This window comes from Paenibacillus solani (assembly GCF_050475945.1).
GTDB classification, from domain to species: domain Bacteria; phylum Bacillota; class Bacilli; order Paenibacillales; family Paenibacillaceae; genus Paenibacillus_AQ; species Paenibacillus_AQ solani_A.
In genome coordinates this window covers 447,301-459,859 of the sequence record NZ_JBCMXJ010000015.1, presented here as the reverse complement: position 1 = coordinate 459,859, position 12,559 = coordinate 447,301, and the positions used below count along the sequence as shown (strand labels likewise).

Sequence of the window (12,559 nt, the reverse complement as noted above, 5' to 3'; positions counted from 1 at the left end):
TTGTATAGCCGCCTTTCCTAGAAATTAAAATACAGAAATTCGCTGATGCGCGTAATATACATGAGGGAGATGACAAACAGGACCGCGCAAGTAATGGCTTGTTTAAAATTCGGACGGAAGGACACGGACAGCTCTGAAGAATTACGGCCTAACAGAACCATTGGCGTTATCACGACAATCAAGGCAAGCGGTTCTAATAAGGCTGAATTCAAGTAGAGATGCAGGCCTGCCAGCCCACTCATTCCTTTTAATAACCGCATGGCCTCGGCCCAGGTTTCTGCACGAAAAAAGACCCAGGTAACCGTAATGAACACGAACGTGATCGCCCAAGCAAGAATACGCGGCATTGTGATGCCTAGCTTCCCCCATAACCGGTGAATTACTTGCCCGACGCCGTGCAGCAGGCCCCAGAACAGAAATGTCCAGCCCGCACCATGCCATAACCCCCCAATGAGGAATGTAACCACCAGGTTTCGCAGCATAATTGCTTCGCTGCGGCGGTTACCTCCGAGCGGGATATAAATATAGTCACGTAAAAAACGGCTTAGCGTCATATGCCAGCGGCGCCAAAAATCCTGTATATTCACCGCTTTATAAGGCGAATTGAAGTTTTGCGGCAGCCGGATGTTAAATAGAAGCGCTGCACCGATAGCCATATCGGTATAACCGCTAAAATCAAAATAGAGCTGGAACGTATAAGTCAGGGCAGCGATCCAGGAGTCCACAAAGCCTGATGCCGTATCAAAACCTGCATTAGCATATACCGCCAGAGTATCGGCAACCACTACCTTCTTAAATAAACCAATACAGAATATATAAATGCCGTTCGCTGCATTGCCCCAGTCCCACAGCTTTCCTCGAACCCGATCAAACTGCGGCATCATTTCGCCGTGATGCAGAATCGGGCCCGCGATCAGATGCGGATAGAACGTAACGAATAATACATAATTGATGATATTGTACTCACTGGCTTTCCCCCTGTAAGCGTCGACCAAATATGCAATTTGGGTGAACGTAAAAAAGCTGATCCCCAGAGGCAGCACCAGGTTTAGAAGCGGCACTTCCCATCCGGTAGCTGCTCCTATGTTAACGAGAAAGAAATCGGCGTATTTATAGTAAATTAAGAGCAGCACATTGCCGGAGATGCCCAAAAACAATATGATTGTTGATGCACGTCTCTTCTGAGTTGAAGAAGGATTTAGGGAGACTGTTTGCCGGGCTTGCAGCAGCCTTCCGATCGTATAGTTGAACGCAATGGAACCAAGAAGCAGAGGTAGATAGCTGATATTCCACCAGCTGTAAAAAAACAATGAAGAGAGTGCCAACCAGCATTTGGCCGCCACTCCATATCGAAATCGGTTCAACACAAAATAAACGATAACGGTAATCGGTAGAAATACAAAAATAAAAGGATAGGAATTAAATAACATGCCCGAAAAGGCACCTCCAACATATCTGATTGTGGCAGTTGCTTCATTTTTGGCGTTTCTAGGCATGTATCGCTAGACCTAGATAACATCATATATTTTACATATGCGATATTATTTACCTTTATATTATGGCTATATCATTATATCGAATTTTGTTGAAATAAACATAAGTTTTTAAAAAAAAGAGGCCGCTAGAGAGCGACCTCTTGCTTTGCCTCTATGAAGTTATAACGCGGAACATGCGTTCATGAGCTTGCCGCTTTATTGGGCCGTCCAACCGCCATCCACAAGCAATAAAGTACCTGTCACAAGGTCAGATGCCGGGGAAGCTAAATATATGACTGCTCCCGCTACATCACCAATAGTTCCGATCCGCCCCGCCGGAATCCGGGCGAGTACGCCATCCCGAAAATCCGGAGAATCCAGTCTCTCTGCAGTTCCCGGCGTATGGATAAAGGTAGGGCCGACGGCGTTAATATTCACGCCGCGACTGGACCACTCCAGCGCCAGCACCTTCGTGAGCTGGTTTACGCCGCCTTTGGAAGCGCAATATGCAGCACCTTCGGTAATGCCTACAACACTCACCTGTGAGCTGACATTAATGATTTTTCCATATCCCTGTTTCAGCATGATGCGGCCGGCAGCCTGACAGCAGAAGAATACGCCCTTCAAGTTTACATCCAGCATCTCGTCCCAGTACTCTTCCGTAATGTCTTCAGCCAGCATTCCATCTCCCACGCCGGCGTTGTTGACGACAATATCAATTTGGCCAAAATCCTCAGCAACTTGATCAAATACGGACCGGATCTGCTCCACATTGCGTACATCCAGCTCATAAGCCCTTGCTTGGCCTCCTGATTGGGAAATCTCCTCCACTAACTGATCCAACGCTGCAACACTTCGTGCCATAACGGCGACCTTGGCGCCTGCCGCCGCAAGCGCCTGGGCTAGACCATAACCGATACCCTTGCTTGCACCTGTCACGATCGCTATTTTATCCTGTATGCTGAAATTAGGCTGCATATGTAATACCTCCATCATCTTAAATTCGTATATGTAGTTCCATTAAAGCATGAGGACTTATATACGGCAATCCTTACCAGTTTTTCTTCATGACGATGAGGAGGATTCGTTGCCTTGGGACTAGAATAGGCTAGCAATAACCGTGCAACCATGGCTAGGCTAATCCTGCCCCACTTCTATTATAGTGATCTTAGAAAGGATGATGACCGGATGGATTGGGTACAGCGGATGAATGAAGCCATTAGCTATATTGAAGCGCATATAACGGAGGAGATTGATTACGCCGAAGCTGCCCGGATCGCTTGCTGCTCCGTGTATCATTTTCAACGCATGTTTCCGTACATTACAGATGTCTCTCTCTCGGAATACATACGAAGACGCCGTCTGACACTAGCAGCTTATGATTTGCAGAACAGCGAGATCAAAGTGGTCGACCTTGCACTCCAATATGGTTATGATTCCCCGGAGGCATTCACACGTGCATTTCAGAACATGCATGGAACAACGCCAACGGCCGCCCGCCAGGCAGGCACGAAACTGAAGGACTATCCACGAATCTCCTTTCAATTTTCAATACGAGGAGCTGCTGAAATGAATTACAGAATCGAAGAATTAGAGGGATTTTCCGTTGTCGGTTTCAAGAAGCAAGTTCGTACACAGCAAGCCTATGAGGATATTCCCCGCATCTGGAAAGAAGCCCACGAGGAGAGCATCTTCGAGAAGCTATGGAATCACCGTGTAGAAAATCATCCTATCCGGGGCATTCTGGGTGTATGTTCGGATGGTGATTATGGGAAGAACGAGACCTTTGATTACATTATGTCCGTTGTATCCCGAGATTCGCCTTCGGAACCGATGATACAATGCCATTTCCCGGCTGCTACATGGGCTGTATTCGAAGTGGCAGGTGACCAAAACAGGATGGCGGAGATTTGGAAGAGGCTGTATACCGAGTGGATCCCTTCCCAATCCTATAATCTCGCTTCTATTCCTGCAATCGAATGCTATCTGCCACCAGACGAATTTAAGAACGAATTATGGATTCCTGTAGTAAGAAAAGCTTCATAAAAATTTTGCTGGAACGATGGATTATATTACGCTCACCGCCAATATGATCATGATGTTGTCCTTTTATCAGATACTGGCGGTGAGCACTCCGTTCTCAAACCCGTACGGGAATCATGATCGTGAATTCGGGGTCGTCCGCATAGGGGTCCTGGCTCATCGGGTATTTTTCAAAATGCGTTAAATGATCCGGGTTATATTCCGAATAACCTTGTTCTTTGATCCAAGCATAGATATTGTTATACGACTGATCGATGCTCTGCTCTTTACGGTGAGAACAAGCGGCATAGGTTAAATCCGGAACGGATATGGTAACCATTCCGTCAGGAACTCGATCGATAATCCGTTCCACCTCTACGACCGCGTAATGGATAAATCCGTCTCCACCCGGAACCGCATGGTAAGATAGGCCCAGCATCGTGTCGGTATGTATGGCATAAGGTATCTCCCCAAGCCGCTCTTGCAGTCTTCGATGCACCGCACGTATACCTCCGGCACCCGCCTCGGCAAAAGTCCCTTCCCACCTCAATCCGACCGCCTGAAAAGCTTCCTTCCTCGTTAGTGTCGCTTCATTTCGTTGATCGATTGTCATCCTTAAAGGCTCCTCCTCTTAAATATATTTGATTTCATTATATACTTGGATTATGCCAGAAACTGTAACAGTATAAAAAATCCCAACGAAAGTAGTGCGTTCCAAAGAAACAGTGATTTTTGGAAAGGTTCCTAAGTAAAGCAGCTGACTATGCGTTCGAATGATAATTATAAAAAAAGCGAGCCCGGACATCATTGGGCTCGCTTGTGCTTATTTAGATAGCTTTCGGATTGTCGACCACAGGATTCACATCCGCATCATAATCCACGCCGTCGGTTTCAAAGCCGAACAGCTGGAAGAACTCGCGGCGGTAACCGGCAAGGTCAGTCAGTTCCTCAATATTCTCACTCGTAACCTTGCTCCACAAATCGGCCACTTCAGCTTGCACATCCTCGCGCAGCTCCCAATCGTCGATACGGATTCGGCCTTTCTCATCCACCGGCGTTTCTTGGCCGCTGTAGAGACGATCGGAGAAGAGACGGTAGATCTGCTCAATACAGCCCTCATGGAGCCCCTTTTCCTTCATGACCTTGTACAAGGCTGATACGTAGAGTGGTACAACCGGAATCGCCGAGCTGGACTGGGTCACAAGCGCCTTGCTGACGGTCACATAAGCCCGTCCGCCTCCAGCAGCGAGTCTCTCGTTCAATTTCAGCGCAGTAGCCTCCAGATGATCCTTGGCTTGCCCAATCGATCCATCTCTGTAGATGGCTTTGGTAATCTCGGAGCCAATATAGGAGAATGCAATCGTCGTCACATTGTCCGTCAATACACCGCCTTGCGCCAGTTCATTCATCCACAATTCCCAATCATCGCCGCCCATAACCTCAACCGTGTTCTTCACTTCCTCTTCGGTTGCCGGCTCAATCGTGACCTCTGTCACTTCACCAGTATGAAAGTTAACCGTTTTATTAGTGTAAGCTGGTCCGATTGGTTTCAGCACAGAGCTGACGGTTTCGCCCGTTTCAGGCAGCGTACGGCGTGCCGAGGCTACACTATATACAACAAGATCAACCTGGCCCAGTTCTTTACGGATCAGTTCAACCGTTTTGGCTTTGGTCTCTTGCGTGAAGGCATCTCCCGTCACACTAAACGATTTCAAGCCGGCGGCTTCTGCTGCCTTCTCGAAAGCGACTGAGTTATACCAGCCTGCCGAAGCTGTCCGCTTCTCGGTTGCCTGGCTGGGACGATACACTCCCACCGTATTCGCACGTGCGCCAAATGCGGCAGCAATTCGGGCTGACAAGCCGTATCCTGTAGAAGCACCGATGACCAGTACGTTGCGCGGTCCCTCGATACCAGGTTGCTTCAATACATAATCAATCTGTTCCCGTACTTGGGCTTCGCAGCCTACAGGATGGGAGGTGGTGCAAATAAATCCTCGTGTTCTAGGTTTAATAATCATATTTATATACCTCTCTTCTTGTGGTTCATCGCTTCATACTGTATGTATGCTTTTCCAAGTTCCCTTCTATTTTAACTGTTTTTTGTGAAGAGAGGAAATCATTTGACAGAAAAACAAGAAAACCTCTCTTTTCGAACGATGAGAACAGAAGTCAGCATCAATTCAAAAGGAGAGGTCCTGTGATAGTTATTCGTACAGTGGTGATCTTTTATATGTCCGTGAAAACTTATTTAAACGAAGCGTACCCTTGGTCAGCCATGACTACGCTGCCTGTGATCGCTGCTGCTTCATCCAGAGACACGAGATACACGGTATCCGCCACAACTTCTGGCTGTGTCAATTCTCCGCCCATGACTTTGGCTCTCATGGAATCCAGCATTCCGGAATCTTTATAGCCTTGGATAATCGGTGTATCTACTGCTCCAGGAGCAACAGCAACGACGCGAATGCCGTATGGTGCCAGTTCGAGTGCTGCTGATTTGCTCATCATGATAACAGCGCCTTTTGTAGCATGATAAGCAAACGTTCCGGGTGAAGCCAGGAATCCGAATACGGATGCCGTATTGATGATAACACCATGAATACCAAGCTCTTTCATCTTTCTGCCTGCTGCAATGATACCATAAGCTACCCCGTGCTGATTCACGTTTATTGTGCGATGGTAGAGATCCATATTTTGTTCGAGAACAGGTCCGGCTCCGCCAATACCTGCATTGTTGTGCATGACATCGATCCGACCGTAAAGCTCAACCGCTTTATCCACAAGCGCCTCTACGCTTTCTTGTTTGGACACATCGACTTGAACGAAAGTGGCTTCGCCGCCTTCTTTTTTGATCATCTCCACCGTCTCTTGACCAGCTGTCTCATTAAAATCGGCAACGACGACACGATCGCCTTTTCTTGCAAATTTAAGGGAGACCTGACGACCGATCCCGCTCGCTCCTCCGGTAATTACCGCAACACGTTGTTCTGACATTATCAATGACCTCCTTGGGTAAAATAGCTTTATTATTTGAACATTGTGTGTCCATGTCCTTGTGTTCATTGTAACGCTGCGTTATATTTAAGTAAATTTAAACCTAATTAATATTACTTAACTTAAATTAAAGTATAAGGAAGAGATCATATGAATCTTGAACAATTGGAATATATCGTGGAGACGGCCAAGACAGGTTCATTAACCAAAGCTGCTCAGAATTGCAACGTTACCCTTTCCGCCGTCAGCCAAGCCGTCTCCAGCCTGGAAGCCGAGTTCGGTTTTTCTTTGTTCACCCGCTCGCGGCTTGGTGCCACACCCACAGCGGAAGGCCAGCGAATTCTCCAGAAGGCCTATACCATCTTGGAACAATTTCAGGATCTGAAATCAGAAGCTGAAGGATATTCCAACCTGCTGGGCGGATCTTTGCGGATTGCTACGGTCCCAGTACCCTTAACGCTGTCTATCGATGCCATTATCCAATTCAAGAAGGACTTCCCCCATATCAAACTCGAAATCACGGAAAAACCGACACTTGATATTATTGAGGATATCAAGCAGAACCATGCAGATATCGGTCTGATATTTGTTGATGATTCCATCATTCAGCAGCATCGCGGTCTTCATTTCGGCAAGCTGCTGGAGAGCAATTTCGTAGTGGGTGTGAGCCGTCAATCGCCACTTGCCATGCGGCAATCGATTACGCCCGAAGAACTGCGTAAACATCCGTTGGTTCTCTACAAGGATGACAGTCTGTTAAAGCTGATGGATGCATTCGAAGAGCAATACGGAGAAATGGATGTTCTCTTCTCAACCAACCAGACGAGGGTTATCCAAAAGATCGTTGAAGAGAATGTGGCACTTACAGTGGGGGTCGATTTGTCCTTCTCCAGCTTTTCTCCGGTACCGTCGGGAAATATCGTAACACTGGAGCTGGAGATGCCCGTAGGCCATACTGCCTCTTCTTTCGGATGGGTACAGCTCGGAACCCATCACCTGTCGAAGCCGGCATCGATCTTTCTGGACAGGCTGAAGCATCAGATTGGATAAACGCGCGACCCTTGCTACCAAGCACAAAAGCCAACCAACAAGTAGGGATGCGGCCGCTATCCGCTCCCTGCTCTTCTGGTTGGCTTTTTATAGAAATCAGTACTATCGTAATGACTCGCTTAACGTTAAGCTCACCGGACAATGATCACTGCCCATAACATGACAGTCGATTTCCGCGTCCTTTAGCTTCTCGCCTAAACGTGCAGACGTCAGAAAATAATCGATGCGCCAGCCGATATTCCGCTCTCTTACCTTGGCCATATACGACCACCAGCTGTACACGTCGGTGCGATCCGGGTAGAAATAACGGAAGGAATCGATAAAGCCAGCTGCCAGCAGGTCGGTCATTTTGCCCCGTTCTTCCTGGGTGAAACCGGAATTGCCATGATTGGACTTGGCATTTTTCAAGTCAATCTCCTGATGTGCCACATTCAAGTCGCCGCATACAATCACAGGCTTTGATTCGTCAAGCTGTAGCAAATAAGTACGGAACCTCTCCTCCCACTCCAGCCGATAATCCAGTCTGCTCAGGTCACGCTTCGCATTCGGTGTATATACGTTCACCAGATAAAAATCTTCAAACTCCAGTATGATCACTCTGCCCTCAGGCTCGCTGTCTTCTTCCAACCCATAGCGTACGGACAAGGGGGTAATTCTCGTAAATACTGCCGTACCCGAATATCCCTTCTTCTCTGCATAGTTCCAATATTGTTGATAGTCCGGACCCAAATCTAGTTCAATTTGCCCGGCCTGCAGTTTCGTCTCCTGCACGCAAAATATATCGGCATCCGCCTGTTGAAAATAATCCATAAAGCCCTTCGTTACACAGGCCCGCAATCCGTTGACGTTCCATGACACTAGCTTCATTTACGCAACCTCCGTGATATCCATATCGTTTAAGCGTTTTGAATCTATGAATCTTCTAAATTCTATTATGTTATCACGTCACGGCCGGAACAAACAAGCAGCTTCGGGCGCTGTCACCATAACTTCATCAACAACACATGAAACTGAAGGCACAAGTGTCGTTGTGCAAAACATCCAAGCGAAGTTGTGGTTACGTGCATAATCCCGCTTCAAATCAGGAACAACATAAACGTTCGCGAACTGCGATCATTCGTACGCCCGCAATCGATGAGAACCCCACATAAGGAGGAGTACAGCATGACAGGCAGAAACAGCAAACCTAAAAACGACGGTCCTTCCAGCAGTCCTGAACGTTTGGACCAATACGGCGACAAGCTTGCTTCCGAGAATGAGGAAGAGTTTACTTCGGCGGCCGAGGAGCACTGTCGAGATCAGGAATAGCGGGTTATCGCCGATGCGCATTCCATAAACAATTAAACAGCAAAAACACCCATCCTTGCTAAGCAATGTAACGGGTGTTTTTTGCTATTGCGATATCCTGCTCTTTTTATAAGAGTGACATCTTCTTGTCTATTCCAATACCGCTGTCCTTGGGTTCGCTACGACGTCACGCCATACCGGTTGCCGTCCGGATCCGTCAGTGAGAAGCCTTGAATTCCATCAAAGTCTTCAATATCGCCCACATTTGCTCCCTTGGCTTTCAACTGCCGATGCATCCCGCCAACATCCGTGGTGTGGATATTGAAGTACTGGCCTACACCATAGTCGTTTTTAGGGAAAACCGGTTGCTTCACCTCATAGGACCGTACTAGACAGAAGGTCACTTTCTCGTCGTTCATTCTCATGACGATAGCATCGGGTTCATCCTTGTGAATAATTTCGAGGCCCAGCATCTCGGTATACCATTCCGTTGAACGCTTCAATTCACTCACCGGTACAAAAATTCCTACGCCGTACAATGGGGGTTTGGTCAATCTCCATCCTCCTCCCTATACTAAAGTTTGGTTGTGTTCCAACACATAAGAAACGATATTTCGTGCAAAAACCAAACAAAGTTCTGAAAAAATATCCTCACTCTGTAATCAGCCACACATTGCCGTCCGGATCCTCCATATAAAATACAAGGATGCCGCGAACCCGCCTCAATTCGCTGATTCTGAACCGCAGCTTCGTCAATTGAAGGTATGAAGCACATATAGCTTTGGGATCTCTTCTCCGGAAAGCGTCCACAAGCGCGTCCATATCCAGCCCAGCGGCTGTTCCCTCCCGGGTTCTCTCTTGCGGCTTAGATTCAATGCCTGCCTGTTGCAACTGATGCAGTTTCTTCAGCCTTGCCCGCGCACGTCCAAGCTACACCTGTGCAGTCCCTTCAGACATAGAGAGAAATTCAGCCGTTTCCCTGGCCGTGAAATCAAAAACGTCCATCAGCAGCAAAATAACCATGGCCCTTGAGGATAACCGATCCGCTAATGTCTCCAGAAGCTCCCTGGTCGATAAGCCGCCATCCTCGCCGGATCTGTCCCGCAGCACATCCTCGGAAACACTCCGATTGAACTTATCCCTCTTCCATCGATCTTTCCAAGCGTTACTCGCTATACGATATAAATAGGCACTTGATAACGGCCTTTCCGGCTCTGTTTCAACCGCCCGCATCACTTTGATCATCGTCTCCTGCAGAAGATCCTCCGCTTCCCAAGGGTCCCTGGCCACATGCAGGCAATATTTGTGCAGTCTGGTCCGCAGACCGGATACATCCAGCGTGTATTCTGGCATAGCCGTCAATCACCTCGCTAATTAGTTCTCTGGGCGCTGATGCTTTCCTGCTTAAATGCCAAGTTCAATATCCCAATCCGCAGGATGCGGGTTAAATTATTCAAACAAAACAGCCGCCTCTCCGATCAATACCGGGAAGACGGCTGCACGTTCAATCTGATAGCGTTTATTTCACCAAGCTCTCCAGTACATCATCTATGATCTGGCTGTTGGCAATCGTGCCGGTATAGAGCCAGCTTGTATCTTTTCCATATTCATAGATGTTGCCGTTCTTGACGGCCGGAATATTCGCCCAGAGCGGATCCTGAAGCACTTCGGCTCCTTCGCCGTCGCTATTAATAAAGAACAGATGATCCGCGTCGAGCTCGGCTAATTTTTCCAGGGAAATGGAGGACCAGTTGCCCGTAGCCGATGCCGAGATTTCCTTCACTACGCTTGGTACGGTCAGGCCGAGATCACCATACATGACCGCACCGCTGGACAGCGTCTCGCTGACAACAAACAATTTACCGCCGACAAGCCAAATCGCTGCAGCGGATTCGCCGCCGATCGCTTGCTGGATTTGCTCCTTAGCTTCTTTTGCCTTCTGCTCGTATTTATCAAGGGCTGCTTGCGCTTCCTTCTCCATACCAAAGATTTCTCCGACTTTCTTCAGCTCTTCGCGCCAATCGTTATTGACCTCGTTGCCAATGACGTAGGTTGGAGCAATCTTCTCGTATTGGCTATACTTGTTGCCTTCTACCATGGAAGCCGAGTCCATGATCAATAGATCCGGCTGGAAGCTGGCTACCGCTTCAAAGGGAAGATCATACTCAATCGTAGGCACGTCCTTCAAGGCGTCCTGGAGATAATCCTGGACGCTTCCACCTTTGACCGACCACTGCGCGATTGGGGTAATGCCCAACGCCACCAGGTTATCCTCCAAGTAAGAAGCAATCACCCGTTTCGGCTCGGCCGGAATTTTCACCTCATGGCCCATCGCGTCTGTCAACGTATGTTCTGTCTTGGCTTCCGTGCTTCCTTCCCCCGGCTTTGCTTCGGCGCCGCCGTTCTGCTCGCTTGGCGTTTGCGCCTCCGTTGGTTCGTTCCCAGCTGCGTCTTTGCTATTTCCGCAAGCCGCAAGCAGCGTCAAGGCAACCAGCAACCCTGCGACAATCCATATTTTTTTCTTGAAATGATTCATTATGTTCATTTCCCCCTATGTATATTTTCTGATTCGAATCACTAGCATTCTGCTGATCAAGTGATATAATAACATTTATCATGATAATGAAATTCATTCTCAATTACAATACGTCATTTTTATTTTTTATCAATTTAAAGGTTTAGGTGAACATGAACGCAAATCATCCCATTAAAAACACAACCGCAAAATCCATTTACCGGCCCAAAACAGCCGTGGCCGTCATTCTGCTGGGGCTTGGTCTACTGGCTGCCGCTATGGCATCCTCGATTATCTACGGTGCATCGAACATCAAATTGTTCACCATATGGGAGGCGTTTGCTCGTTTCGATGCCGATTCCACCTCGCACCAGATTATTCAGAGACTGCGCATGCCGAGGGCCTTGGCAGCTGCGTTAATCGGCGGTTCCCTGGCCGTATCGGGAGCCATCATGCAGGGCATGACCAGAAATGCGCTCGCCTCCCCTTCCATTATGGGAGTCACTGCCGGAGCTACCTTCATGATGTCGATCGGATTAGCCTTTATGGAATCTGCATCCAACACCACACTCATGCTGCTCTCATTCACAGGTGCGGGTCTCGGTGCCGGACTGGTGCTGATGATCGGCTCGTTATCGAAGCGGGGACTGACACCTGTCAAGCTGGCGCTGGCCGGTTCTGCCGTTACCGCGCTCCTGAGCTCGATTTCCTCAGCCATTGCCATCCGCTTTAACGTTGCCAAAGATATCAGCTTCTGGTATGCCGGAGGCGTGTCGGGCGTGCAGTGGGTGAACGTGCAGCTTCTGATCCCTGTCGCCATCGTTGGGCTGCTCATTGCACTCGCACTCAGCAGATCCATTACCGTCATGAGCCTTGGCGAAGAAGTAGCTACCGGACTTGGCCAAAAAACGGGAACCGTGAAGTTTCTCGGCACGCTCGTTGTGTTACTGCTGACAGGGGCAGCTGTCGCTGTGGGAGGAACGATCGGGTTCGTAGGGCTGGTCATTCCGCATATCGTTCGGTTCATCGTTGGCCCCGACTATCGGCTGATCATCCCTTGCTCTGCCGTTATGGGAGCACTTCTGCTGGTGTTTGCCGATGTGGCGGCGCGAATGATCAACCCTCCGTTTGAGACGCCTGTCGGTGCCATTACTGCAATCATCGGTGTTCCCTTCTTCCTCTACCTTGCACGACGCGAAGGGAGAGGGCTGTAATG

Annotated in this window: 14 protein-coding genes; 4 read left to right on the top strand and 10 right to left on the bottom strand. The window is 48.5% G+C overall.

What is annotated here, in order from left to right; translation table 11 throughout:
• Window positions 1–17: 17 nt before the first annotated feature.
• Both ABEQ74_RS17100 and ABEQ74_RS17095 read right to left on the bottom strand, forming a co-directional pair.
• Window positions 18–1,430 (bottom strand): MBOAT family O-acyltransferase, encoded by a 1,413-nt coding sequence (locus tag ABEQ74_RS17100; RefSeq protein WP_430123320.1) that lies wholly within the window; start codon window positions 1,428–1,430, stop codon window positions 18–20.
• A 261-nt stretch (window positions 1,431–1,691) separates the two neighbouring features.
• The gene (locus ABEQ74_RS17095) at window positions 1,692–2,453 is read right to left on the bottom strand and encodes an SDR family NAD(P)-dependent oxidoreductase (protein ID WP_430123318.1); all 762 of its coding nucleotides are present in this window, start codon (window positions 2,451–2,453) and stop codon (window positions 1,692–1,694) included.
• 210 nt (window positions 2,454–2,663) lie between these two features.
• Between ABEQ74_RS17095 and ABEQ74_RS17090 the strand changes: the two genes are divergently transcribed.
• The gene (locus ABEQ74_RS17090) at window positions 2,664–3,521 is read left to right on the top strand and encodes an AraC family transcriptional regulator (protein WP_430123317.1); all 858 of its coding nucleotides are present in this window, start codon (window positions 2,664–2,666) and stop codon (window positions 3,519–3,521) included.
• 94 nt (window positions 3,522–3,615) lie between these two features.
• Here ABEQ74_RS17090 and ABEQ74_RS17085 read toward each other — a convergent pair whose 3' ends face one another.
• From ABEQ74_RS17085 to ABEQ74_RS17075, 3 genes are all read right to left on the bottom strand, one after another.
• Window positions 3,616–4,110, bottom strand: coding sequence for a GyrI-like domain-containing protein (locus ABEQ74_RS17085; protein ID WP_430123316.1), 495 nt, complete (start codon window positions 4,108–4,110; stop codon window positions 3,616–3,618).
• Window positions 4,111–4,324: 214 nt separating this feature from the next.
• Entirely contained in the window at window positions 4,325–5,515 is a 1,191-nt protein-coding gene (gene fabV, locus ABEQ74_RS17080) for an enoyl-ACP reductase FabV (protein WP_430123315.1), read from the bottom strand.
• 226 nt (window positions 5,516–5,741) lie between these two features.
• Entirely contained in the window at window positions 5,742–6,491 is a 750-nt protein-coding gene (locus ABEQ74_RS17075; RefSeq protein ID WP_430123314.1) for an SDR family NAD(P)-dependent oxidoreductase, read from the bottom strand.
• 150 nt (window positions 6,492–6,641) lie between these two features.
• Here ABEQ74_RS17075 and ABEQ74_RS17070 point away from each other — a divergent pair, with 150 nt between their 5' ends.
• Window positions 6,642–7,541: a LysR family transcriptional regulator gene (locus ABEQ74_RS17070; protein WP_430123313.1), complete on the top strand. Its 900-nt coding sequence runs from the start codon at window positions 6,642–6,644 to the stop codon at window positions 7,539–7,541.
• Window positions 7,542–7,643: 102 nt separating this feature from the next.
• Here ABEQ74_RS17070 and ABEQ74_RS17065 read toward each other — a convergent pair whose 3' ends face one another.
• Window positions 7,644–8,408 carry an exodeoxyribonuclease III gene (locus tag ABEQ74_RS17065; RefSeq protein ID WP_430123312.1) on the bottom strand — a complete coding sequence of 255 codons (765 nt, stop codon included), beginning with the start codon at window positions 8,406–8,408 and terminating at the stop codon, window positions 7,644–7,646.
• 297 nt (window positions 8,409–8,705) lie between these two features.
• On the opposite strand from ABEQ74_RS17065, the gene ABEQ74_RS17060 reads away from it, so the two are divergent.
• Entirely contained in the window at window positions 8,706–8,849 is a 144-nt protein-coding gene (locus ABEQ74_RS17060) for a hypothetical protein (protein ID WP_009595787.1), read from the top strand.
• A gap of 158 nt (window positions 8,850–9,007) precedes the next feature.
• Here ABEQ74_RS17060 and ABEQ74_RS17055 read toward each other — a convergent pair whose 3' ends face one another.
• The 4 genes from ABEQ74_RS17055 to ABEQ74_RS17040 form a co-directional block, all read right to left on the bottom strand.
• Window positions 9,008–9,382 carry a VOC family protein gene (locus ABEQ74_RS17055; protein ID WP_430123311.1) on the bottom strand — a complete coding sequence of 125 codons (375 nt, stop codon included), beginning with the start codon at window positions 9,380–9,382 and terminating at the stop codon, window positions 9,008–9,010.
• A 97-nt stretch (window positions 9,383–9,479) separates the two neighbouring features.
• Window positions 9,480–9,719, bottom strand: coding sequence for a hypothetical protein (locus ABEQ74_RS17050; RefSeq protein WP_430123310.1), 240 nt, complete (start codon window positions 9,717–9,719; stop codon window positions 9,480–9,482).
• 39 nt (window positions 9,720–9,758) lie between these two features.
• Window positions 9,759–10,181, bottom strand: coding sequence for an RNA polymerase sigma factor (locus ABEQ74_RS17045; RefSeq protein ID WP_430123309.1), 423 nt, complete (start codon window positions 10,179–10,181; stop codon window positions 9,759–9,761).
• Between the two features lie 166 nt (window positions 10,182–10,347).
• Window positions 10,348–11,364 (bottom strand): iron-hydroxamate ABC transporter substrate-binding protein, encoded by a 1,017-nt coding sequence (locus ABEQ74_RS17040; protein WP_430123308.1) that lies wholly within the window; start codon window positions 11,362–11,364, stop codon window positions 10,348–10,350.
• A gap of 152 nt (window positions 11,365–11,516) precedes the next feature.
• Here ABEQ74_RS17040 and ABEQ74_RS17035 point away from each other — a divergent pair, with 152 nt between their 5' ends.
• Window positions 11,517–12,557, top strand: a complete 1,041-nt coding sequence (locus ABEQ74_RS17035) for a FecCD family ABC transporter permease (protein WP_430123307.1) — start codon at window positions 11,517–11,519, stop codon at window positions 12,555–12,557.
• Window positions 12,558–12,559: the final 2 nt, after the last annotated feature.